Annotated in this window: 23 protein-coding genes, 1 pseudogene and 1 riboswitch; of the genes and pseudogenes, 12 read left to right on the top strand and 12 right to left on the bottom strand. The window is 61.1% G+C overall.

The window, feature by feature from the left end; all coding sequences use genetic code 11:
- Positions 1 to 34: 34 nt before the first annotated feature.
- Both BDB13_RS32605 and BDB13_RS32600 read right to left on the bottom strand, forming a co-directional pair.
- On the bottom strand, positions 35 to 1,411 hold the full coding sequence (locus tag BDB13_RS32605) for a CaiB/BaiF CoA transferase family protein (protein ID WP_217902147.1): 1,377 nt from the start codon (positions 1,409 to 1,411) through the stop codon (positions 35 to 37).
- On the bottom strand, positions 1,411 to 2,502 hold the full coding sequence (locus BDB13_RS32600) for a CaiB/BaiF CoA transferase family protein (protein WP_217902146.1): 1,092 nt from the start codon (positions 2,500 to 2,502) through the stop codon (positions 1,411 to 1,413). Before BDB13_RS32600 ends, BDB13_RS32605 begins: the two co-directional genes overlap by 1 nt.
- Positions 2,503 to 2,803: 301 nt before the next feature.
- Here BDB13_RS32600 and BDB13_RS31760 point away from each other — a divergent pair, with 301 nt between their 5' ends.
- The 3 genes and pseudogenes from BDB13_RS31760 to BDB13_RS22845 all read left to right on the top strand — a co-directional run bounded on the left by BDB13_RS31760 (position 2,804) and on the right by BDB13_RS22845 (position 4,618).
- Positions 2,804 to 3,757, top strand: coding sequence for a LysR family transcriptional regulator (locus tag BDB13_RS31760; protein WP_176459655.1), 954 nt, complete (start codon positions 2,804 to 2,806; stop codon positions 3,755 to 3,757).
- A 157-nt stretch (positions 3,758 to 3,914) separates the two neighbouring features.
- A pseudogene (locus BDB13_RS31755) lies at positions 3,915 to 3,995 on the top strand (AMP-binding enzyme); the annotation flags it as partial.
- A gap of 344 nt (positions 3,996 to 4,339) precedes the next feature.
- Positions 4,340 to 4,618 (top strand): hypothetical protein, encoded by a 279-nt coding sequence (locus tag BDB13_RS22845; protein ID WP_094273824.1) that lies wholly within the window; start codon positions 4,340 to 4,342, stop codon positions 4,616 to 4,618.
- Between the two features lie 5 nt (positions 4,619 to 4,623).
- Here BDB13_RS22845 and BDB13_RS22840 read toward each other — a convergent pair whose 3' ends face one another.
- Together BDB13_RS22840 and BDB13_RS22835 are read right to left on the bottom strand one after the other, a co-directional pair.
- Positions 4,624 to 5,967 (bottom strand): LLM class flavin-dependent oxidoreductase, encoded by a 1,344-nt coding sequence (locus tag BDB13_RS22840; RefSeq protein ID WP_094273823.1) that lies wholly within the window; start codon positions 5,965 to 5,967, stop codon positions 4,624 to 4,626.
- Positions 5,967 to 6,755 carry a 3-oxoacyl-ACP reductase gene (locus tag BDB13_RS22835; protein ID WP_094275127.1) on the bottom strand — a complete coding sequence of 263 codons (789 nt, stop codon included), beginning with the start codon at positions 6,753 to 6,755 and terminating at the stop codon, positions 5,967 to 5,969. The genes BDB13_RS22840 and BDB13_RS22835 overlap by 1 nt, the downstream gene beginning before the upstream one ends.
- Positions 6,746 to 6,839, bottom strand: a riboswitch (TPP riboswitch). It overlaps the preceding gene by 10 nt.
- Before the next feature lie 272 nt (positions 6,840 to 7,111).
- Here BDB13_RS22835 and BDB13_RS22830 point away from each other — a divergent pair.
- Positions 7,112 to 8,104: an AurF N-oxygenase family protein gene (locus tag BDB13_RS22830; RefSeq protein ID WP_094273822.1), complete on the top strand. Its 993-nt coding sequence runs from the start codon at positions 7,112 to 7,114 to the stop codon at positions 8,102 to 8,104.
- 118 nt (positions 8,105 to 8,222) lie between these two features.
- Here the strand turns inward: BDB13_RS22830 and BDB13_RS22825 are convergent, their stop codons facing one another.
- The 6 genes from BDB13_RS22825 to BDB13_RS22800 form a co-directional block, all read right to left on the bottom strand.
- Complete coding sequence (locus tag BDB13_RS22825; RefSeq protein WP_094273821.1) at positions 8,223 to 9,989, bottom strand: FAD-dependent monooxygenase; 1,767 nt, start codon at positions 9,987 to 9,989, stop codon at positions 8,223 to 8,225.
- Positions 9,990 to 10,056: 67 nt separating this feature from the next.
- Positions 10,057 to 10,368 carry an EthD family reductase gene (locus BDB13_RS22820; RefSeq protein WP_094273820.1) on the bottom strand — a complete coding sequence of 104 codons (312 nt, stop codon included), beginning with the start codon at positions 10,366 to 10,368 and terminating at the stop codon, positions 10,057 to 10,059.
- A gap of 5 nt (positions 10,369 to 10,373) precedes the next feature.
- Positions 10,374 to 12,374, bottom strand: coding sequence for an acetoacetate--CoA ligase (locus BDB13_RS22815; protein ID WP_094273819.1), 2,001 nt, complete (start codon positions 12,372 to 12,374; stop codon positions 10,374 to 10,376).
- On the bottom strand, positions 12,364 to 13,287 hold the full coding sequence (locus BDB13_RS22810) for a VOC family protein (protein ID WP_094273818.1): 924 nt from the start codon (positions 13,285 to 13,287) through the stop codon (positions 12,364 to 12,366). Before BDB13_RS22810 ends, BDB13_RS22815 begins: the two co-directional genes overlap by 11 nt.
- 12 nt (positions 13,288 to 13,299) lie before the next feature.
- A complete protein-coding gene (locus BDB13_RS22805; RefSeq protein ID WP_094273817.1) occupies positions 13,300 to 14,166 on the bottom strand; it encodes a fumarylacetoacetate hydrolase family protein in 867 nt (288 codons plus the stop codon).
- 410 nt (positions 14,167 to 14,576) lie between these two features.
- On the bottom strand, positions 14,577 to 15,239 hold the full coding sequence (locus BDB13_RS22800; RefSeq protein ID WP_094273816.1) for a GntR family transcriptional regulator: 663 nt from the start codon (positions 15,237 to 15,239) through the stop codon (positions 14,577 to 14,579).
- A gap of 147 nt (positions 15,240 to 15,386) precedes the next feature.
- Here BDB13_RS22800 and BDB13_RS22795 point away from each other — a divergent pair, with 147 nt between their 5' ends.
- From BDB13_RS22795 to BDB13_RS22770, 7 genes are all read left to right on the top strand, one after another.
- Positions 15,387 to 16,577 (top strand): cytochrome P450, encoded by a 1,191-nt coding sequence (locus BDB13_RS22795; RefSeq protein ID WP_094273815.1) that lies wholly within the window; start codon positions 15,387 to 15,389, stop codon positions 16,575 to 16,577.
- A 29-nt stretch (positions 16,578 to 16,606) separates the two neighbouring features.
- Positions 16,607 to 16,930, top strand: a complete 324-nt coding sequence (locus tag BDB13_RS22790) for a 2Fe-2S iron-sulfur cluster-binding protein (protein ID WP_094273814.1) — start codon at positions 16,607 to 16,609, stop codon at positions 16,928 to 16,930.
- A gap of 130 nt (positions 16,931 to 17,060) precedes the next feature.
- The gene (locus BDB13_RS22785) at positions 17,061 to 18,359 is read left to right on the top strand and encodes an NAD(P)/FAD-dependent oxidoreductase (protein ID WP_094273813.1); all 1,299 of its coding nucleotides are present in this window, start codon (positions 17,061 to 17,063) and stop codon (positions 18,357 to 18,359) included.
- 255 nt (positions 18,360 to 18,614) lie between these two features.
- Positions 18,615 to 18,737, top strand: a complete 123-nt coding sequence (locus tag BDB13_RS33110) for a hypothetical protein (protein WP_254922928.1) — start codon at positions 18,615 to 18,617, stop codon at positions 18,735 to 18,737.
- Between the two features lie 164 nt (positions 18,738 to 18,901).
- Positions 18,902 to 19,717 carry a DNA repair protein RecO gene (gene recO / locus BDB13_RS22780; protein ID WP_094275126.1) on the top strand — a complete coding sequence of 272 codons (816 nt, stop codon included), beginning with the start codon at positions 18,902 to 18,904 and terminating at the stop codon, positions 19,715 to 19,717.
- On the top strand, positions 19,674 to 20,492 hold the full coding sequence (locus BDB13_RS22775) for an isoprenyl transferase (RefSeq protein WP_094273812.1): 819 nt from the start codon (positions 19,674 to 19,676) through the stop codon (positions 20,490 to 20,492). Before recO ends, BDB13_RS22775 begins: the two co-directional genes overlap by 44 nt.
- Before the next feature lie 11 nt (positions 20,493 to 20,503).
- Positions 20,504 to 20,926, top strand: a complete 423-nt coding sequence (locus tag BDB13_RS22770; protein WP_094275125.1) for a YbjN domain-containing protein — start codon at positions 20,504 to 20,506, stop codon at positions 20,924 to 20,926.
- Here the strand turns inward: BDB13_RS22770 and BDB13_RS22765 are convergent.
- Entirely contained in the window at positions 20,923 to 21,372 is a 450-nt protein-coding gene (locus BDB13_RS22765; protein ID WP_303396288.1) for a Fur family transcriptional regulator, read from the bottom strand. The two genes, BDB13_RS22770 and BDB13_RS22765, sit on opposite strands and share 4 nt — an antisense overlap.
- Positions 21,369 to 21,752, bottom strand: a complete 384-nt coding sequence (locus BDB13_RS22760; RefSeq protein WP_094273811.1) for an ArsR/SmtB family transcription factor — start codon at positions 21,750 to 21,752, stop codon at positions 21,369 to 21,371. Before BDB13_RS22760 ends, BDB13_RS22765 begins: the two co-directional genes overlap by 4 nt.
- Positions 21,753 to 21,950: 198 nt before the next feature.
- Here BDB13_RS22760 and BDB13_RS22755 point away from each other — a divergent pair, with 198 nt between their 5' ends.
- The gene (locus BDB13_RS22755; RefSeq protein WP_094275123.1) at positions 21,951 to 23,342 is read left to right on the top strand and encodes a glycine--tRNA ligase; all 1,392 of its coding nucleotides are present in this window, start codon (positions 21,951 to 21,953) and stop codon (positions 23,340 to 23,342) included.
- Positions 23,343 to 23,383: the final 41 nt, after the last annotated feature.

Raw genomic sequence — 23,383 nt, 5'->3', positions numbered from 1 at the left:
GTTCGCGGTGACCGTCGGCACGGTGACCGGGTTTTCAGTAGTTTGTGACCGACCGGTTGTCGGTGTCGGTCGGAGGGAGTTCTTCCTCGAGGACGCCAGCGGCGATCATGCGATCGATGTCCTCGTCGGACAAGCCGAGAAGGGTCGACGCGATTTCGCGGGTCTGTTCGCCGAGAAGCGGAGCCGGTCGTAACTCCACATCGGGAATGTTCTCGAAGTGCGCCGGTGTGTTCTCGCTGGGCAGGAGGCGATCGATCAACGGATGCCTTGCGACTCTGAAGGTTTGGCGTGCCTGCAGGTGCGGATCTCCGGGTAGTTCCGGAAGCCTCAGCATCATGGCGCCCGGGACTCCGTTTTCCTGGAGTAGATCGACTGCTGCCCGTGGTGATCGACTGCGGGTCCAGTTCTCGATGACGGCGTCGAGTTCGGAGCGGTGTTCGAGGCGTTTCGCCGCAGTCTCGAATCGGGGGTCGGATACGAGTTCGATCGAGCCGATGCACTTGGCCAGTCGTTCCCAGTCGTCGGAGTCGCGGACGTCGATCACGATCCATTCGTCCGTGCCTGCGGCGGGATACAGTCCGCTCGGCGCGCTGCCAGTTCCTCTGTCCGGCTCCGCGCCGATGCGTACCGATGCGCTGGCAAACAGATCCGAGTGTTGAGCCAGAATCACTTCGGCTTGGGCCACGCTCACTGTTCCGCCGCGGCTGGTTCTGAGGCGTCGGACAAGCTGCGCGAGAACACCTATCGCTGAAACTCTCGCCGCTGCGTGATCAGGATAGATGGTGGAGGCGTCAGCGAATCCGCCGTTGTCGTTGTCGTACTTCCAAGCCAGGCTCAGACCGGTCGAGGCGCGGACCAGCGGACCGTATCCGAGTCGGGCGTTCCAAGGGCCGCTGTTACCGAATGCGCTCGAGTCGGCAACGACTATCCGAGGATTGATCCGGGACAGCTCCCGATAGGACAAGCCGAGTTTGTCCATTGTTCCTGGTTTGAAGTTCGAGAGGACGACATCGGATTGTTCGACGAGCGACGCAATGTAGGTACGGCCTTCGGGAGAACGGAGGTTGATACCGATGCTCTTCTTGTTTCGGTGGCCCCAGGCGAAGACCGGAGTGATGAGTGCGCCGGACATGGACTGTCGGCTACCGTCACGGAAGGCGGTGTTTTCGATCTTGATCACCTCGGCGCCCATGTCCGCGAGAAGTCGACCTGTTTCGCCACCTGCGACGATGACGCCGAGATCGAGTACCCGAATTCCGTCCAGCGGTCGCCGTCGGACGGGGTTCGCTTGTGGCGAGTTCGCCGTCGACGGGCCGGCCAGGGGTGGTAGATCGGAGAGAATCTCGGTGTCGTATTCTCCGTGTTGCGGTGCCCGCCTGCGAATTCCGGCTCGCGTGCCGTCAATCTCCATCAGTCCGTTCGGGATTCGGAGTGCGCCCAGGGGGTGGGGACCGCAGCGAAAGCATCTCGCTCCGAATAGTGTTCGGAGTCGAGAACCTCCGCGAAGTCGAGTAGTTCGCCGCACGGCACACCGAACTGCTGGCCTTCCGTCACCGCCTGCGTGCGACTCTTGGAAGAAAGGAATACTTCGATCGCGGGATACAGTGTGCCCACTGCGGCGTATCTGTGTTTCAGTTGACCGAGTTCGGGATCCGCGAACTCAGCAGGCCTACCCATCCATTCGAACATCCCCTGCCATTGCCGAGGGCTGAGGATGCACAGGCGTACGTATCCGTCCGTGCACGGGAAGATCGGGTACAGATGGCTCGAATCGGGTCGTCCGCGGGGGCCGTCGGATGTCGGTACGCCGCCGGCTGCGGATCCCGCCATTCCGAATCCCGGATCGATGATCTGAACGGTGCTTTCGAACACCGAGACGTCGACGTCGTCCCCCGAATCGGTCAGCAACCGGTTGTAGTAGGCGAGTAACGCGGCCCATGCGGTGGTGACTGCGGCCGATTCGAGTGCGATCGGTCCGGGAGGAACCAACGGCGGGCGCCCGGGCAGGCCCGACCGTGACAACACACCTCCGAGTGCGACATGTACCAGCTCCGTTGCCGTCCAGTTCCGGTACGGTCCGGTGCGGCCGAAATCGCTGAATGACACGATCACCAGGGTCGGGAACTCCCGCCGAAGTGCCGCCGGTTCCAGACCGAGATCGGTCAGTCTGTCCACTCCGAGACCCTCAATGAGAATGTCTGCCGTTTGCAACAGTCGTTGTAGGATGTCGATGCCGGCAGTCGTGTCGAGGTCCAGCGACACCGAGCGCTTGTTCGCATTGTGGGTCTCGTGATGGACGTCGACTCCGGCGAGATCCTGAGGATCGGCGCACGGCCGGTCGACTACGATCGGCGCGACTCGAATGACGTCGGCTCCCAGATCGGCGAGGATACGTGGACCCATCTCGCCGCTCCGCCCGGTGAGGTCTACGACCCGGACGTTTGCCAAGGGAAGATCGTGTTCGTTCGGCAGATCGGACGTGGGGTCCTGCGGCATGCTCATGTGGAGAATTCCTTTCGTGACGGAACTCGTGTCCGGGACCGAGGGGAAGCTACGGGTTTGTCCGGCATGTGGATGCTGGGTGCCGTCGCCTGCAAGTTTTCGTGAATACGTTTGCTGCAGTGTGGAATTGGGGATGTCTGTGGATCGCGACAAGGCCGGGGGCTTCCTGCTGCTCGTTCAACGATCACACGAATGTGGTCGCGGTGGCCATCACTCATTTCGACGCTCGCATATGCTGCAAAACGCAACGTGTAGGAATTCCCGAGTTGACTACTGCTCGATCGACGAACATTCTCGACGGATGGATCTGTCGCACCTGAGGTGTTTCGTTGCCGTTGCAGAGGAGCTGCATTTCGGCAGAGCCGCTGCCAGAATGCACCTCACGGCGTCACCGGTGAGCCGGATGATCAAGGAACTCGAACGCGAACTCGGTGGCGAACTGTTCGTCCGCCGCTACCACGAGGTGCAGGTGACACCGTTGGGCCGGGCACTGCTCGAGCGAGTCCGCGACGTCCTTCGTGGTATCGACCAACTCGACGTCGTCGCCGCGGAGTTCGTCAACGGCAACCGGGTGATGCGTATCGGGGGAACACACCGGGCGCCGCCCGCGATGACCGACAGTTTCATAGCAGTCGTAGAAGACGCGGCGGCGCCGTGTTCGGTGGATTTCGTCGTCGCTCAGTCAGCGGATCTGATTGCCGATGTCGAGAAGGGTCATCTTGCTGCTGCCCTCGTTCATCTACCCATCAACACCGATCTGCTGGACAGCGTGATTATCGGGTCGTACTCGTTCGTGGTCGCCATGCTCGCCGACGATCCATTGGCGAGTAGCGAAGTGCTCGCGCTCGAAGATCTCGCTCATCGCACACTGACGGTGCCTCCCGCGACCCCGCACCCTTTCGCGATGCGCCGAGTGCGCCAGCGTTTCGTGGAGTCCGGGATCAAGAAGTTCCACCGGATGCCCGACTACGACACGGTGCTCCTGGCGAGTCACATCAGGCGCAACAAGGGCATCACAATTTCTTTGCACCCCTCGACCGGTGGCGCAGCCGGAATCTTTGCCGATCCGGGATTCGCTGTGGTTCCGTTGAGTGACGAGCTCGAACTGCACGTGGGTATCGTCTGGAATCGAGAGTTGGTCGACCTGGATCCGCTTCTGCAGTCCGTTGTCGCGTCGATCAAAGCCACCTGGACGGCTGAAAGCGTGGGCGGCGACGCCGAAGTTCTGACGACGCCGAGTTTTACTGTCAGGTAGCAGGACTGGCTTGACCACTTCGCCGCTCGACGACGCGACTTCGGCCTCGTATATGTTGCTCAACGGTAATGTGGTGAGCATGGTGTCGGACGGAAGCGGCATTCCTTCCAGGACGATCAGCTGTGGAATGTACGCCTTCGGATCGACACTGCCTCGAACGAGCACCGGCGATATCGGATACCTCGATGACGACGGTTACTTGTTTCTCACCGACCGAAAGTCGTTCATGATCATCACTGTGGTGCAACCCGCCGACCGGGGCAGTCGCGTTGGATTCGACAGTCGTCTCGACATGGGCGCGGATGCGCTACCGCAAACCGATCGTCGACGCAGACGCGGACGGTGTGCCCCGCCCGATCATCCCCGTGCCCCCGGACTCACGCCATCCGTACGCCCGTAGGCGCGGGCATTACTTTCCGAACGGTCGCTCGGTCTGCATGATCGACATGGGCGCTCGAATATCTTGGTGCAGTGTCGAATTCGAAGCGGCTGTGTACTCCTGTGGCTTCGGCCTTCGCGTCGTGACCGACGTCCCCGCAGTGCCCGGCCGCATCACTTCCCGTTCCGCACGTCGCCCGGGTATTGAATCTTTCTCCCGCGGGTACGAACAAAGAAATCAGCGGACGGCCTGCTGTCGAGGCGCTCGGGGAGCGGATCCCGAAGTCGCGCCACATCATCGCGGCCCGCGCCTACAACTATGTCCTCAACGAACGATTCGCTCTGCCGGTCTGGCGCCTGGGCTACACCACCATCGATGACCTGCACAACGAGTCCGATTCACTCGAAGACGACTACGCTGCGGCAGGCTACGAAGCAGTCGCCGCTCTGTACAGCGCCCCGCCGAACCGCACTGCGCGGTGAGGGATTCAGCTGTCCTTGCCTGCGGAGTGTTCCTGTTTCGCCCCCGGTGTCGGTGCTGCACTCTCCGGACCGACTAGATTCTCGCGCAGCGTTGCACCCTCGTACTCGCGTCGGAAGAGACCCCGAGCCTGAAGTACCGGAATCACCAGGTCGACAAAATCTTCCAGGCCTTGAGGATAAGTTGGCGGCATCAGATTGAAGCCGTCAGCGCCTCCGTCGACAAACCAGGATTCCATCTCGTCGGCAATGGACTGTGGTGTTCCGATCATGGTTGCGTGACCACCGCCGGCGGCTAAGGTTCCGAGCAATTCCCGGACCGTCGGCGAGTCCTTTTCCACGGTCCGCAGGATCGTGGCGTACCGGCCCTGCGGACCGTCGAAAGATTCGAGGTCCGGCAGGGGCGGCACCGGAGCGTCAAGGTCCCAGGTTTCGCAGTTCTGGCCGGTGAACAGCGAGAGTTGCCGGATCGACTGGGTGGTCGGCAACAGTCGATCTAATTCAGCCTTCTTCGCACGTGCTTCGGCAAGTGTGCTGCCGACGTACGTGACCAGGCCGGGCATGACGGCTACGGAACGGGAATCTCGACCGGACTCTTCGATTCTGGCCTTAACATCCGCATAGTAGGTCTGCGCGCTCGATAGATCGTAGGCAACCGCGTAGATCGCTTCTGCTCGTCGTGCCGCCAACTCTCGACCTTGTTCCGACGCGCCGGCTTGGAAGAGTACCGGTCTTCCTTGCGGTGATCGCGGAACAGTCAACGGTCCGTCGACGCGAAAGTTCTTGCCTTCATGACCTATTCGATGAATCTTGGTAGCGTCCGCAAATCTACCCTGGCGGTCGAGAATCAGGGCATCCTCGGACCACGAATCCCACAGTGCCAGAGCTACGTCGACAAACTCGTCAGCGCGCTCGTATCGGGAGGCATGATCAGGCATGGCGTCAAGGCCGTGATTGCGTGCTTCCTGATTGAACATTGAAGTCACCACGTTCCAACCCGCACGCCCGCCACTGATGTGATCGAGTGAGGCGAGTAGTCGCGCTGCATGGAATGGCGTGTAGAACGTCGTGGAAATTGTGGTGACCAGTCCGACGTGCTCGGTTGCCCGTGCCATCGCCGTCAATGCCGTAATCGGTTCGAGGAACCACGACGCGCCGGATTCCGGTTCACGAACGCTGTGACCGTCGGCGAAGAAAACTGCATCAAGTTTTCCGCGTTCGGCAGTTTGGGCCAGAGACTCGTAATACGTGATGTCGCCGAGTCTTTCGACGGGCGAGTCCGGGTGTCTCCAGGCGGCGCTGTGATGTCCGCAGCCGAGTAGGAACGCACCCAAATGAAGTTGTCTTCTCATCAGTTCTTGACGAGTCCTCCGTCGACCACAAGATTCTGGCCGGTAACTGCACGTGACCACGGAGAGGCGAAGAACAGTGCAGCGTCGGCAAATTCGCTCGGCGTGGTCACTTTACGTAGGGGAGTGCTCTCGGCGATCATGTCGAACACGGCTTCGGGCGTTGCCGCACTGGCATCGGTGGTTCGCAGGAGTCCGCCGGAAATCATGTTGACGGTGATGCCGTCGGGACCCAGATCTGCGGAGAATGTCCGCGTGAGTGCCAGGAGTGCAGCTTTGGCGGCGGTGTAGTCGTGATAGGGCACCACCGGATTTTGAACCAGATTCGTTCCGACAGTAATGATTCGGCCGAATCCGAGCGCCCGCATTCCGTCAATCGCAGCTTGCGTCGTATTGAGAGTTCCCGACACGCTGCCGCGCAATTGTGCATCGAAATCTGCCCAGGAAATCGTGTCGGCCTTCGGGCGTGCATCGCCGTTGAAGGTGAAATCAATCAGAGCATTGTTGACCACGGTAGATATCGGCGCGCCGAAATGCGTACGTGCGGTGGCAAAAAGCTGATCGACGGACTGTCGATCGGTCACATCTGCGCGGATTGCGAAAGCGTGGTCGGATCCCAATTCTGCCACCAGGGCGTGGGCGGCTACTTCACTCTTGTGGTAGTTCACGATCACCCGTGCACCTTGTGCCGCAAATGCGCGGCTCAAGGCGGCGCCGAGGCCACGTGCCCCACCTGTGATCAGGACGATCTGCTCGTTGAGTTCGAGAGCACGCTGAAACTGTTCGGTCATGACGACATCCCTCCGCCAGTGCTAACTGGTCAGGTTCATCGGGTCTGATCTCAGCCGACTTTTTCGGCACCCCGTGTCGATGACCATCAGATCATAGATGCCGAGACATCGGGCACTCCGGTGCAGATATTGCGCTCGCGCGGTGCCATTCCGCGCCACGGCTGCCGCAACCCCTTGCCGCAGCCAGGGGCACCCAGTTTTCGCCTATCCAGGAGGAGGCGATCGCGGCTGTGGTCGGTGATGTCGGAGGTTCGTAGGCAGCGAAGGGGTTGCGTGAGACGTGGTGTCACACTAAGTTTAGGCGCAATCGAGTTCGTTGATCACGATCGACGAACAGGCGCCTTGAGGAGACACCGATGGTTCGGTCAACGTCTATCAAAATGGATCAGCCTTACCGCGAGTTGCTCGCAACACTGTCCGATGGGTCCGTGCACAGGCGGTTTGATCCCTACCTCGATATCGACTGGGATTCACCGGAATTCGCGATAGACCCGAATGATCCGCGCTGGGTACTCTCGGCGGTATCGGATCCACTCGGCGCCACCCGCTGGTATCAGGATCAATCGCTGGAACGTCGTATCGCGATGGGAAAATGGCGTCAGGCGAACGTAACCAAGGTGGGCTCGGCATTCGAGAGCATTCTGATCCGAGGAATGCTGCAGTACATCATGGCGCTACCCAACCAATCTCCCGAGTTTCGGTACTGCCTTCACGAGATGACCGAAGAGTGCAATCACATCCAGATGTTCCAGGAATTCGTCAACCGCGTCGACGTTGACGTGCCGGGGATGCGTCCGTTGTTCCGGCGCTTGTCGCCGTTTGTGGGGTTGCTCGGCGCCAAATTCCCGGTCATCTTCTTCATCGGCATCCTTGCCGGTGAAGAGCCTATCGACCATTTTCAGAAAGACCTTATCCGCGAAGGTAAGGACACGGTGCCGGTCATGCTGCGCACCATGGAGATTCACATTGCCGAAGAGGCGCGGCACATCTCCTTTGCTCACGACTTCCTGCGTCAGCATGTTCCAGCGCTGAGTCCGTTCGGCCGAGCGATGACGTCCGTCGCCTTTCCCGGTGCAATGCGGTGGTTGTCCGGCGAAATAATGTCACCGCCAAAGGAATTCGCCAAGAAGTTCGACATTCCCGAGTCGGTAATAAGAGAAGCCTTCTGGAGCAGTCCGCAGTCGCGTCGAATCTTGGGAAATTACTTCGGTGAAATGCGCACGCTGGCAGACGAACTCGGTTTGATGAATCCCGTGTCGAGGCGGGCGTGGAGAAAGCTGGGAATTGCCGGCGACATGGCCCGGTATCGCGGCGAGCCGAGACGTTCGGAGAAGGTGCGCGTCGCCTAGTACTGCAACGACAGTGCGTGATGTGCCGCTACCGATGCCGGCTCGCAGTGAGTAATACGCGAGCCGGCATCGGCCAGTGAAGGAGTTAGTGGTGGGCGAACGTAGGGAATTCAGAAGGTCACTGAGACAGTCCAAGTGCGCGTTCGACAGCGGACACGAGTTCCGTGTCGCTGCCGGGGGTATAGCTTGTGCTTCTCCAAGCGACGTGGCGGTCCGGCCTGACCAGCACACAACCAGACTCGTCGACCTCACGGCGTTGGGCCCACTCGCCATAGGGGTCGGTGATGCTGCTGTTTCTGCCGATGATGTGAACCTGGACAGGTACACCGAAACGTTCGGTGGCCGTCGCGGCGGCGCGTTCCCACTCCTGGCCTCCGGTGCCGGTGAGTAGTGCGAACTCGAGTCCAGAGACGAGATCCAGCGACGAGATAGCCTCGCGACCGTCGCGTTCGAGGCGAGCGTGGGGGACGCGCACTCCAGGACGGGAGGTGGGCTCGTAGTAGAGCTGCGGATCACGCGTCGGCGGTGCTTCCGCTTGATCTTCCGATGCGATCGCATCACTGTGATAGCGGTAGCCGAGCTCGATTCCGTGTGCGTTGAACTGGTAGTTGCTCAGTTCGACGGCCTGTCGCAGGGCTTCACGACGTGCATCGCCCGCGGGACCCGCCTCGAAGAGTACTGACAGGGCTTTTTGCCCGTCCTCGACAGATTGTCCTGGTTCAAAGCCCAGTGCGGCTTCGACTGCACCCGATTCTTGCAGGCTGGTGATTGCGCGGTTCACGCCCTCGACACCCACTGGCTGGCGCTCGGCGGTGTAGCTGTCGAGGAGTGCGCGGCCTCCACGTCCGGCGAGATTCAACGCCAGTTTCCATCCGAGGTTGTAGGCATCGGCGACGGACATGTTCAGGCCAAGCCCGTTTGTCGGCGGATGCCGATGGACCGCGTCGCCCATCAGGAACACGCGGTCAACGTGATACTGCGGTGCTACCTGGGCTCGAACCTGCCAGCCGGCTACGCCAAGGATCTCCGGGTCGACATCGTCGCCGACAAAAGCCCGAATGCGGTCAACCAACTGCTCGTTGGTCATATCTTCGAGAGGGTCCGTGGCAGGGTCGAACATGAAGATCAGCACAAACTCCGTGAAAGGCTTGTGGCAGACCAACGTCCCCAACCGCAGCGGTGCGTGGGGGCCAGGTGCCACGTTCCACGACAGCACTCCCGGTCGGTGCTCCAAGTACTTGGACAGGTCCGCGCGGAACCACACATTGGCTGCACGTGCGAGATCGTCAGGTCCCTCGGCCGACAGCCCCGCTTGACCGAGAATCTTGCTGTTCGCCCCGTCTGCAGCCACCAAATAGGTTGACCGCACACTCACCTCGTCGCCCGTATCTCGGTGGCGCAGAGTGCTGGTGACTCCGGTGTCGTCCTGAACGAACTCGACAAACTCGTGCCCGAAGCGGACATCGCTGCCGGCTTCGCGTGTTGCCTCGAGCAATAGTGGCTCGAGCACCGTTTGTGGGCAGTTCGCCATCGGCTCGGGGCTGGCTTTGAAGTAGTCGGCGGCACGGTCGGGACTGGTACCCCAGGTTTCCGAACGTGCGATCTCGGGGCCCGTCAGGCTCGTCGACCACACATTATTTGCCATGAGGTGTTGCGGCGTGGCCACCGCATGGAAATCGTCGCTGATACCGAGATGGCGCAGAATCTCGACGGTTCGCTGATTGATGATGTGCGCGCGAGGGGTGTGGGCGGTTCCTTCGTATCGTTCGACGAGGAGGTGCTCGACTCCATACCGGGCCAGCGTCAACGACAGAGCCAACCCCGCAGGTCCGGCACCGACGATCAGAACGGGAACTTCTATGTGTTCCGTTGTCTCACTGAACATTTGAATACTCCTTGTGGTGGGTAATTCACATCAAGTACAGACTTTGCGCAGTCGCGCCACCGGCACGTCAGGGCCAGATGGTTTCTTCGTTGCTCGCGATGAGTGTCATTCCGCCGGTAGCGAATTGCTGAGCATCGGTGGCAGCGGCTTGGCCTTCGGGGGAGGACAAGGCGGCGTTGCACTGCTCCTGGTTTTCGAAGTACAGCATCGCGAGGGCGTACGCCTCAGCTGGGCCGCCGCCCAGCGGATCGCACTTTCCGGCCGCGAGACGCTGCAGGCCGGGGATGTTACGAACCTTCGGGAGGTGCTGATCCCGATAATAGGAATCGAACAGCTCAGTATCCTCAGGGTGGTTGTAGACGATGGCAACTCGGTACATGGGGACTACTTTCGTGCGGCGATCGGGGGATCGGTGCGAGTTTTGTCGAGTGGTCTGAAAGCGATGAACTGGTAGAGCGCATCGGCGTTGTCGACCGCCTGTGGATTGAGCACCGCGACAGGGTCGGCCCCTTGCAAGATTCGCTTGATCGGGACTTCGAGCTTCTTTCCGGTTCGGGTGTGCGGAAGCGAGTCGACGAGGATGATCTCGTCGGGAACATGTCGCGGACTGGCGTTAGTTCGAATCTCGTTGCGGATCAGCTGGGTGAGCCTACGGGTATCGACGGGTGGGCGTGCCGGCACGACGAACAACGGCATCCAGTACCCACCGTCGGCAAGCTCGACACCAACGACCACGCTGTCGGCCACTTCCTGCAACTGGTCGACGACTTGATAGATCTCGCCGCTTCCAATTCGTACCCCGTGCCGGTTCATCGTGGCGTCTGAACGGCCGTGAATGACGACGCCACCCCGTTCGGTGATCGTGATCCAGTCGCCGTGACGCCAGACCCCGGGGTAGTGGTCGAAATAAGCGCTCGTGTACTTCGCGAAGTCGGTGTCGTTCCAGAAGCGGATGGGCATCGACGGCATCGGGCGAGTAACGACCATCTCGCCGGTTTCCCCGATCACCGACTGTGCGTGTTCATTCCAGGCGTCGAGGCGCACGCCCAGCGCGGGGCCCTGGATCTGGTCGGCGAACACCGGTTCGGTGGGAACACCACCGGCGAACGACGAGCAGATGTCGGTGCCGCCGCTCGCCGAGGCCAACCACACCTGCGGAAGTCGTTGGTAGACCCAGGTTGCGGTATCGGGAGGGAGTGGTGAACCGGTGCTGCCGATGGCACTCAGTGTGAGGTTCGGCGCGACGTCCAGCGGGTGCATATCGCCCTTGTGGGCGGCTACCAGACTTGCGGCACTGACGCCGAGAACATCGAGACCGAGGCGTTCGGCGATGCGCCATATCTGCGCGGCATCAGGCCATGACGGCGCACCGTCATAGGTCGATATCGTCGCCCCGACCAGCAGTCCGGAAATCTGGATGTTCCACACCATCCAGCTCGGTGTGGCCAGCCACAGAAATCGGTCTCCCGGAACGAGGTCGGTGTTCAGGCCACAGAACTTGCTGTGCTCCAGCAGGATTCCGCCGTGACCGTGCACAATGCCCTTCGGCGGTCCGGTGGTGCCGGAGGAGAACAGTACCCACAGTGGGTGGTCGAACGGCACGCGCGTGAATTCCGGCTCGCAGCCGTTCTCGGTGAGGTCGGTGAACCTTTCCCCTCGGGTTGTTTCGTCGAGCAGCCCCAGGTTGTCGATCCAGACCACGGACTCGACGGTCGACAACGAGCCGGCCAATTCGGTAACGCTCTGGCGGCGGTCGAAGATTTTGCCGCCGTGGTGGTATCCGTCGGCTGCGATGAGAATCTTGGGTTCGAGCTGCGCAAACCGGTCGTGCGCACCCTGAGCTGAATACTCCTGCGCGCAAGACGCCCACACTGCGCCGACCGCGGCGGACGCGAGCATAGCGATCACTGCGCCGGCGATGTTGGGGACATAGGCGACAATCCGGTCGCCGGGAACAATGCCCTGCGCACGGAACCACGTCGCCAAGCCGCCCACAGCGAGCCGAAGTTCTCGCCACGTCATTGTGGTCAACACACCGGACTCGTTGAGCGACTGAAGCGCGAGTCCGCTTTCCTGTTCGTGGACAAGCGCGTTCGCGGCGTAATTTGTGGTCGAACCGATGAACCACCGGACGTGTGGCATCCCCGCACTCTCATCGAGGACCTGCTGAGGGTCGTCGATGTCGAGGTTGAAGTAATCGCGAATCGACAACCAAAATGCACTGAGGTCGGTGGTCGACCATTCCCACAGTTGGCGATAGTCGGTGAAATCCAGTTGCCGCTCGCGTTGGAGCCAAGAGAGATAGTCAGTCAAGACCGATTGCGCGGCAAACTCGGCGGACGGAGCCCACAAAGCGCCGTCCGCCGTGACGGAGTCAGCCGGCATCGTGCGATCCGGTCATGTGCGCCGCGAGATCCTCGGGCATGACAAACGACGGCGGCGGCGGTGGACCCCAGTTGAAGAGTCCCTTCGCGCCCTCCCAGACCCCGGGCTTCCACAGGGCGTCATCGACGATGCAGTCGAGATCGGAGTAGTACTCCGCGAAGTTTCCGGCTGGATCCTTCAAGTACCAGAAGAAGTTTGAGCCCACGTGGTGTCGGCCGAGGCCCCACACGTGGCGTTCCGGGTGGTTCTCGAGCATGGCCATCGCGCCGCGGCCGATCTCGTCGACGTCGTCGACCTGCCACGAAGTGTGATGCAAGAAGTCCGCCGGCGCTTGTTGCACAAGAATGTTGTGGTGGTCGGTCGAGCACCGCATGAACGCGGCGAGTGACGGAATGACGTCACTGATCTTGAGTCCGATGCCGTCAGTGAAAAATTTCTGTGTAGCAGCTTGGTCCGTCGAGCCGATCACTACATGGCCGAGTTTGCGTGGCCGCACACGATCTTCGCGCAAAATGCCGGGGGCCCGGTTGTTGCTACGGTCGATCCGGCCTGGGCCGTTGTAGACCGGCGCAGACACCGGAGACTGGATTATGTGCGACGTTACCTCGACCGTCGCTCGGAAGCCGGCGATCGGTTCGAATGTCTCTACCCGGCCGTCGCTGGTAGTGAAATCCAGATCGAGCTTCTGGAGTTGGCGCGCGATACGGTCGATATCGTCCTGGTTATCGGCACCGAAAGTAACGTCCACAACCCGGCGGTTCGGGGCGTGCACCAGGCGCAGCTGCTCACCGCCGTCTACGGTGGCAAACCTGTTGTCCCGCAAAGGGGTAAGGCCGAATTCCTCGTAGTATCGGGCAGTTTCGTCGAGGTTCGGGATTCCGATGGTTACTGACACCAGTCGGTGGAGTGCCATGGTGTGCTCCTATCAGGCGTTGCGCGGGGACGGGTAGGGAATGCCGGCTCGGCATCGCGAGGTGATCGTTCCGATGCCTTCGACCCAGGTCTCGAGCACGTCGCCGTCACGAAGGAATACCGGAGGCGTCCGTGCGCCGCCGACTCCAGAGGGAGTGCCGGTGAAGATGAGATCTCCCGGAAGCAGCGGCAGAATCTCCGAGAGTTTTGCCACGATGATCGGTACCGAGAAGATCAAGTCGTCGGTTCGTGCCTTTTGCATAACCGTGCCGTTGATCGAGCACCCGATGCCGAGATTGTTAGGGTCGGGGACCTCATCGATGGTGGTCAGCCACGGTCCGGTCGGGGCGAATCCTGGGAATGACTTGCCGAGGCTGAACTGTGCTGCAGGGCCGACTCTTTGGCGTGTTCTTTCGGAAATATCCTGTCCCACAGTGATTCCTGCGATGTGGTCCCACGCGTCCGACTCGCTGACCCGATGTGTCGGTTGTCCGATGATGACGACCAGTTCGGCCTCGTAGTCGACAGTGTCCGTTGGCAGGTCGAGATCCGAGTCGGGGCCGACGACCGAGGTTGGGAATTTCGTGAACACAGCGGGTTCGGGTGGAACGTCGATTCCGCTCTCCCGAGCGTGTGCCGCGTAGTTCAAGCCGACGGCAAAAACCTGTTGAGGCTTGGGCGACGGTGCTCCGAGTTTGCTGGGATCGATGACAAAACCATCGGCGACGTCGACTGTCGCCGCCCAGGCTGCGAACTCGGTCCATCGCGCGAAGATCTGCTGGGGGTCGTCGGCAAATTCGCCGGCACTGGCATCGGCGACGTAAACAGCGCGGTGTCCGTCGGTGACAACGGCCCGCTGGTCATAGTTGGCGAACTTCACGTGGTGCCTTCCGGTTGTGCGAGAGGTATCTGATCCCTTGCCGCCGAGGGCGGCAGGTAAGTGCGTTGATCAGCCTCCGGGTGTGATGAACATTACTAGTTATACCGACATTATTTCGATAAAACAAGAGAATTTCGAGATTATTTAGACCGAGTTGATCCCCTGGATGCGAGCGGTGCGGACGGAACCTGCTGTCTGCGTTGTGGAGTGAGGGTGGGGCGGAATCTGCAGGCGTGTCGAAGCCGAGTGCCGTGGAGGAAGTGACGGCTGTCTACTGACGGGGATCCGACGATGCGGGGTCGATGGCTGTGCCTATTGAAGGAGGCGAGGACGCCTCAGTGCGTCCTATCGCCCTCTTGTTGTCGCGTCGGCTACGACGGTCGGATGCTCGCCGTCGGTTGGATGTTCGGCTAGCCGAGGCTTTCGCTGAGACGGATCATGATCTGCGTCGTGTGCTCGTAGTGCTCGGTGAGTAGGGATGCCGCACAGTCGGCCTCCCTTGCGATGGCGGCTTCGAAGATGCGCCGATGCTCGCCTTCGATATCGCGATCCGGCTCGTCGCCGAGGCGATTGGACCAGCATCGGTACAGTTCGGTCGTATCTCGCAGCTGGCTTGCGATGCGTTGCAGTCGCTGGTTCGGACTTCCTGACAGCAGTGCCTCGTGGAAGTTGGAGTGTGCGAGGAGCCACTCGTCGGACAGGTTCCCGGCGTCGTCGCGAGGTGTGGATCCAGCGAGAGTGTGATGCGCCGCAACGACTCTGGTCTCCCACTGCAGATCGCCGCGCTCGATAGCCTGGCGGAGAGCGGCCGTCTCGACAAGGACGCGAGCCTCCGTGAGCTGACGGAGGTCACTAACCGAAACTTGTATTACGCGGAATCCGCGCTGGGGTTCGGATACGACGAGACCCTCGCCGGCAAGCCGCGGAAGCACTTCGCGGAGGACGCCACTGCTGATGTCGTACTCCTCGCGCAGTGATGCCGACAGGAGCTTGGCGCCAGGCAGGTGTCGACCACTGAGGATGTCCCTCCTGAGGCTGCGATAGGCGTCGTCGACGCGCGTGGATTGTGCCATGTATCGAAGTTAATCACAGGAACCCCATTCATCCAATAATTTCGAGATTCTCTTGACAATGCGAAATTCTGATGATTTTGTGAACTGTGACACATCGCCGGGAATTGGGCCCGGACCAGAACATTACGAATCGTGCAGGAGACTTCCATGACAGTCAGCACCTCGCCTGTGGACATCCCACGCTCCAGCCTTGACGTCTTCACGGACGCAGCGCTGCTGGACCCGTGGGCCGGCTACCGAGAGCTTCGCGACCAGGGACCCGTTGTGTTCCTCGATCGATACGGGATGCACGCGGCCACTCGCTACAGTGCGGTCTCTCACATCCTGCGTACGCCGGACGTTTTCATTTCCGGTGAAGGCGTGATGATGAACGACGAGAGCAATCAGATGATTCGCGGTAACACGTTGTGCAGTGACGGCGAAGAGCACGCCACGTCGCGAGGCGTGGTCGTCAAACCCCTCACACCGAAGGCTCTCCGGCCGCTGCAGGAGGAAATCCGCACTCAGGCGCGCGATCTCGTCGACCGGTTGACCGCGCGCGGGCAGTTCGATGCGGTTACTGACCTCGCCCAATATCTCCCGGTAACAATCGTTTCCAATCTGGTCGGGCTGCCGGAGGAAGGCCGAGAGAGAATGCTGCTTTGGGCGTCCGAGTCGTTCAACAGTTGCGGCCCGTTGAACGAACGAGCGTTGAATTCTTTTCCTGTGCTGGGGGAAATGGTGGAATACGCCACCACGCAGGCAGTTCCGGGAAAGCTCAAGCCGGGGAGTTGGGCAGAAGCGGTGTTCTTGGCGGCCGATCGTGGTGAGGTCGCGAAAGAGCGGTGCCCCATGATGATGATGGACTACATGGGGCCCAGCCTCGATACGACGATCTTCGCGATCTCGAGTGCGGTCTGGTTGTTCGCCCGACATCCGGACCAGTGGGATCTCATTCGGCAGAATCCATCGCTCATCCCGGGTGCGATCAACGAAGTGCTGCGGATGGAATCGCCACTGCAGTGCTTCTCCCGCAAGGTGGCAGTCGATACCGAGGTCGACGGCGTCGCGCTCGAGGCGGGTTCACGTGTCATCACCTATTACGGTGCAGCCAATCGCGACGAGCGCCAATATCCGGAACCCGATCGCTTCGACATCACACGAAACCCGACGGATCACCTGGGATTCGGCGCAGGCCCGCACGCGTGCGTCGGCATGAATTTGGCTCGCCTCGAGATGCGGTCACTGTTCGAGGAACTCGCGGCGAAGGTCGAGCGCTTCGAGGTTCTGTCGGAAACCCGGGCGCTCAACAATGTGTTGCGCGGTTTCGCGTCCCTCGACGTTGCAGTTCATGTCTGACCTCCTACAACAAACGCGAGAAGAGCAAAATGCCGAAGATTACATACATCGTTGATGGCCAAACTGCAGTGACCGTGGACGCAGCAGTCGGCAACAGCGTCATGCAGGTTGCTGTCCGGAACGACGTCGGATCGATTGTGGGGGAGTGCGGCGGCAATGCCATGTGCGCGACGTGCCATGTGTATGTGGAGGAGGGGCCGGTGGATTCCTTGCCGGCGGTCTCCGCTGCAGAGAGCGAGATGCTCGACTGCACCCTCTCTCCGAGAGAATCGAACAGTCGATTGTCATGTCAGCTCCCCGTGACTGATCTCTACGACGGATTGGTCGTCCGGGTCGCGCAAGAGCAGGTTTAGAGATAGTTCGTGGGCATGATCTTCCCGTCGAATGCCCGCGTGTGCGTTCACCATTCAATCCGTCGGCGGCGTCCTCACCTAGGTGGTGAGGGCGGCGCACCGACACGAATTCCGTAAAGGCCCGAACTCGATGAACAATGCTCTACTGCCCGCACTCGCACCAGGTTTCGCTGCGCCGGCACGTGCCGGCGGAGTAGTGATCGTCGGGGCCGGACAGGCGGGATTCCAGGTGTCCGCGTCGTTGCGAGACGGGGGATACGCCGGTCCCATCACACTGCTCGGTGATGAATCGGAGTTGCCGTACCAGCGCCCTCCTCTCTCCAAGGGGTACCTGACAGATTCGGACGAATCGGCCGTCGTGCTGCGCGGTCAGGAGTTCTACGACAAGCGTTCCATCTGCGTGCGCCCCGGAACTCGTGTTCGTGCGCTGTGTCTCGACAAGCAGCAGGTCGAACTCGCGGACGGTACGAGACTGGGATACGGCCACCTCGTCCTGGCCACTGGCGCACGTCCCCGGCAGATTGCAATCCCCGGGGTCGACCAGGAGGGTGTCGTCATGTTGCGCACCCGGTCTGACGCCGACAATCTGCGCGCACATCTCGATCAGTCGCGGCGCCTGGTCATTGTCGGGGCCGGTTTCATCGGCATGGAAGCTGCTTCCTGGGCTGCGCTCCACGGTCACCATGTGACGGTGATCGAAACCGCTGATCGCCCGTTGGCTAATAGCGTCTCGGCAGAGACATCGGGCTATCTCACCGATCTTCACCGCGACAACGGCGTTCGGATTCTATTGGGAGCAGCGGTATCTCGGTTCTGTGGCAGTGATGGGCAACTGACCGCGGTTGAACTCGACAACGGGGATATGATCGCGGCCGATCTCGTCCTGGTCGGGGTTGGCGCTGTTCCCAACGTCGAACTGGCCGCATCCGCAGGCTTGACCATTTGCGACCGGACTGGTGGTGTCCTGGTGAATCAGAATCTGCGCACGCAGGATGATCGCGTCAGTGCGATCGGCGACTGCGCCACGTATCCCAGTGTTCACGGGGCGGGGTTGGTGAGGTTGGAATCGGTGCAGAACGCAGTTGATCATGCGCGCCACGTGGCGGCGTTGCTCGTCGACGGCGGAGGTGAGGGATACCGGAGCGTCCCGTGGTTCTGGTCGAACCAGTACGACGCGAAGCTCCAGATTGCCGGCATCGGGGACCCCGACAATCAGTGTGTTGTCGTCGGTGACCCGGAGAATGGAACCTTCTCCGTGTTGCGTTTCGGCGACGTCGGACTCGTGGCCGTGGAATCCGTGAACAGGCCGACTGACCATATGGCCGCCCGCAAGATCCTGGCCGGCACACAGCGCCCCACCGTCGTGCAGGCTCACGCGGACGGCTTCCAGCTCAAGTCGTATTTGCGCGATGTACAGGAGAGTCGCTAGCTGTTGCGCTACGTCCGAGGTTGCGCTTCCGCGGCGGTGCAACCTCGGACACTCGTTCGGTGAGGTTGTATTGAGACACAGCGGTGGTGCTACGCCTGCATAAGCTGGGTGAAGCTGACCATCGTCACGCTGCTCACCAGTGGTTAACAGTGATTCACCCCCGTCGCGGCCCTCGCGTTGATATCTTTCGCGTGACGCTATGCGCCACCGCACAAGGTTCTCCGATAAGGAGAACCTCTACCGAAGGAGCTTTTGATGGGATCGATCACCGGCATTCTGGACGCCTTGCAACCTCAGATCCATGTCCTCCTCGGCTCGATGGACATCCTGCCCGGCATCCTGCTGAGCAGCATCGACTTCAGCAGTATTGATCTGTGATCGAGACGGTGCAGTAGGTCCTGGTCCAGCAAGTCCCGACCCCGGATCCACCGAAGTGGTGAGGGCCGCTCGGCCCTCACCACTTCGCGGTGTCACCCCCGGTTCAGCCGGCCCCATCCGACTTGTTGCGACGCCGCGTCGGTGCAACGTGGGAGACTGGTTCGGTGAGGTTGTATCGAGACACAGCGGTGGTGCTACGCCTGCATAAGCTGGGCGAAGCTGACCACATCGTCACGTTGCTCACCAACCAGTTCGGGTTGGTGCGTGCCGTGGCAAAAGGTGTCCGTAGAACCACCTCCAAGTTCGGTGCCAGGCTCGAGCCGTTTGCCCACGTCGACGTCCAACTATTGCCGGGCAGAAACCTGGACATCATCACGCAGGTACAGACGGTCGACGCCTTTGCCACCGACATCGTCGACGACTACAGCCGGTACACCACGGCGTGCGCGATCCTCGAGACTGCGGAGCGTCTGGCCGGCGAAGAACGTGCGCCGGCGCCGCAACTTCAACGACTCACTGTCGGCGCTTTGCGTGCCATCGCGGAACAGGGACGGCCCGTCGAGTTTGTTCTCGATGCTTTCTTGCTCCGAGCCATGGGCTACGCCGGGTGGGCGCCCGCCCTCGAAGAATGCGCCAAGTGCTCGGCTCCCGGCCCACACCGTGCGTTCCACGTCGCGGCCGGTGGAGCAGTGTGTACGTACTGCCGCCCACCTGGTTCGGCGACACCGTCGCCCGGTGTTCTTGATCTCATGGACGCCCTCGTGCGCGGTGAATGGGAGGGGACCGATGAGGCCCCTGCGTCCCTGCGAACCCAGGCCAGTGGCCTCGTCGCAGCCCATTTGCAATGGCATCTCGAGCGGCAATTGCGCACCTTGCCGCTTATCGAACGCTCCCGACCGCATGCGGCAGTCGAGGTTGCTGCGGCAGTGGGGCAGGATGGAACGCGTGATTCGACGACGCGAACCGCGCACTCTGCCTGACTCCTCCGCAGATCGGGTGATCCGGCCCCCGGACCCCCATCCCTCCGGAGCAAAACCGCCGATCCTGCAAACCGAACTGATCCCGCGCCACATCGCGCTGGTGATGGACGGCAACGGGCGCTGGGCGCAAGAACGCGGCCTGCCGCGAACAGCCGGCCACGAGCGCGGTGAAGCCGTATTGATGGACTCCGTCAACGGGTGCATCGAAATGGGCGTCGAGTGGCTCTCCGCGTACGCCTTCTCTACCGAGAACTGGAAGCGAAGCCCCGACGAGGTCCGTTTCCTCATGGGCTTCAACCGTGACGTCATCCGTCGCCGACGCGACGAGATGAACGAGATGGGTGTGCGGGTCCGCTGGGCCGGCCGTAAGCCGCGGTTGTGGGCGAGCGTCATCAAGGAACTCGAAATCGCCGAGGAACTCACCAAGAACAACACGGTGATGAACCTGACGATGTGCGTCAACTACGGCGGGCGAGCCGAAATCGCCGATGCCGTCAAGGAAATCGCCCGACGCGTCGCAGCCGGACAGATCAATCCCGAAAAGATCACCGAGGCAACGGTTGCCAAGTATCTCGACGAGCCCGACATGCCCGACGTCGATTTGTTCCTGCGTCCGTCGGGGGAGCAGCGGACGTCGAACTTCTTGATCTGGCAGTCCGCTTACGCCGAAATGGTGTACCAGGACAAGCTCTTCCCGGATTTCGACCGCCGTGACCTCTGGGCTGCGTGTGTTGAATACGCATCCCGTGACCGCCGATTCGGTGGCGTGAAATGACAGAGCGTGAAATGACAGGTGAAGACATGACCGAGACAACCGACAATGCCGCGCGATTACAGGAACGTGCTGCCGAAGCGCTGGCACATTTTGTGACCGTCGACGTAGCGGACGACGGATCATTGGGTTTCCAGTACTCCGGCGCCTTGTGCTCGGTCCAGGCGATGAACCTTTCCGAGGGCCTCGACGTGTTGTCGATGACCTGCGTGCTGGCGTGGGATCGCCCCGTCAGCGCTGCGCTGCACCGCAAGGTGGCCGAGCGCAATCGCACCATCCAGTTCGGATCGATTGCGGTGTTCGGGCACGGCAGCCTGGCTGATGTGATTCTGCGCTATACCTTTCCGGCGGCCGGGTTGGCCGACGAGGCGCTCACCACGATGCTGCTGTTGGCACTCACGGGAGCAGACACGGCCCGTCAGGGACTGCTTCCTTAAAGGGCAGCAGCGCAATCGCGGCAGGTACCGAAAATTTCGACTGTGTGACTGACCTCGGTGAAGCCGTTGTCGTCGGCGATGGTCTGCGACCACTGCTCGACGATCGGACCCTCGACCTCCACGGTGAACCCGCAGGTGCGGCAGACCAAATGGTGGTGATGGCCGGAAGAGCAACGGCGATAAACGGATTCGCCGCTGTCGGTGCGCAAAACATCGATAGTTCCGGCGTCGGAAAGTGCTTGCAGAGTTCGGTAGACGGTGGTCAGTCCGATGCCCTCGCCGCGCTTGCGCAGTTCGTCGTGAAGCTCCTGGGCCGACTTGAACTCGTCGATGTCGTCGAGCAGCGCGGAGATCGCGCTGCGCTGCTTGGTGGAGCGAATGCCGACGGTGGCAGTGCTGCGCTTGACTGCTGTCGGTCCGATGTTGTTCATGGCGGTGGTGATCATCCTTCTTCTGCGTGGGCGACGGCATCGACGACGATGTGAGCAAGGTGGTCGTCGGCCAGTCGGTAGAGAACTTCGCGGCCGTGACGTTCGCCGCGGACAACTCCGGCAGCTTTGAGGACGCGGAGATGCTGACTGATGAGCGGTTGAGTGACGCCGAGTGCGCCTACGAGTTCATGAACGCATCGCTGCGATTCCTGGAGTTGGAGCACGATGGCGATGCGCACGGGGGCGGCGAGGGCGCGCAGGATTTCGCCTGCTGCGGCCAGGGTTTCCTTCGGGGGGACTACCGCCGGCGGGATGGCGTCGAAGGGGCTGTGTGGGTGTCCGAGATCGGGATGATCCTTGGTGTTGTGGAGATCGCCGGTATCCGCAATGCTCACAGCGAGGCTCCTTCGAGGGATCTGTCACGACGTTCCGGTGTGGCCATCAGACCACACTATTGCAAATCACATTCATTTTGATATGCATAAGTACGCATGTCAACCGTGGCGCAAGGGCCACTTCTGCGGCCAGTTAGTCTAGGTAGGCAAAAAGCGCAGGAAAACCGTGCATCTATTACCCAGATGGAGAGCAATCCAGTGGCACCGAAGTCCAAGATCGAAGCCGTCGTCAATCTCGCCAAGCGGCGGGGCCTGGTCTACCCGTGCGGTGAGATCTACGGCGGTACAAAGTCCGCATGGGACTACGGCCCATTGGGTGTCGAGCTCAAGGACAACATCAAGCGTCAGTGGTGGCGCAACATGGTCACCAGCCGCGAAGACGTCGTCGGCCTCGACTCCTCCGTCATCCTGCCCCGCGAGGTGTGGGTTGCTTCCGGTCACGTCGGTGTCTTCAACGACCCGCTGGTCGAGTGCCTCAACTGCCACAAGCGTCACCGTCAGGATCACCTGCAGGAGGCGTACGCGGCTAAGAAGAAGATGGACAACCCGGACGACGTCACGATGGACCTCGTCGGTTGCCCCGATTGCGGCACCATCGGTCAGTGGACCGAACCGCGCGACTTCAACATGATGCTCAAGACGCACCTCGGCCCCGTCGAGACGGAAGAGGGCATGCATTACCTGCGTCCCGAAACCGCGCAGGGCATCTTCGTGAACTTCGCGAACGTACTGACAACGTCGCGCAAGAAGCCGCCTTTCGGCATCGGCCAGATCGGCAAGAGCTTCCGCAACGAGATCACGCCCGGCAACTTCATCTTCCGCACCCGCGAGTTCGAGCAGATGGAGATGGAATTCTTCGTCAAGCCCGGTGAAGATGACGAGTGGCACCAGTACTGGATCGACTACCGCATGGACTGGTACACCGGTCTCGGCATCAACCCGGAGAACCTGCGTCTGTACAAGCATGCGCAGGAGAAGCTTTCGCACTACTCCAAGGGCACAACCGACATCGAGTACCGCTTCCACTTCCAGGGCAGCGAATGGGGCGAGCTCGAAGGCATTGCGAACCGCACCGACTTCGATCTCTCGACGCACTCCAAGCATTCGGGCACGGATCTGAACTACTACGACCAGACGACCGGCGAGCGTTACACGCCGTACGTCATCGAGCCGGCAGCCGGCCTCACCCGTTCGCTGATGGCCTTCCTGGTCGACGCTTACACCGAGGACGAGGCGCCCAACGCCAAGGGTGGCGTCGACAAGCGCACCGTGCTGCGTCTGGACCGTCGCCTGGCTCCGGTCAAGGCTGCAGTGTTGCCGCTTTCGCGCAATGCAGATCTCACGCCGAAGGCGAAAGACCTTGCGGCGCAGCTGCGTCAGAACTGGAACGTCGAATTCGACGACGCCGGTGCTATCGGTCGCCGTTACCGTCGTCAGGACGAGATCGGTACACCGTTCTGCATCACGGTCGACTTCGACACCCTCGAAGACCATGCAGTCACCGTGCGTGAGCGCGATTCCATGGCACAGGAACGCGTCGCACTCGATCAGGTTGAAAGCTACCTGGCAGCACGTCTGATCGGCTCCTAGCAGTAGGTGTAATTCGGGCGGCCTTCCTCTTACCGAGGGAG

The sequence above is a fragment of the Rhodococcus sp. OK302 genome, assembly GCF_002245895.1.
GTDB lineage: Bacteria > Actinomycetota > Actinomycetes > Mycobacteriales > Mycobacteriaceae > Rhodococcus_F.
This window is presented reverse-complemented; position numbering and strand designations above follow the sequence as displayed.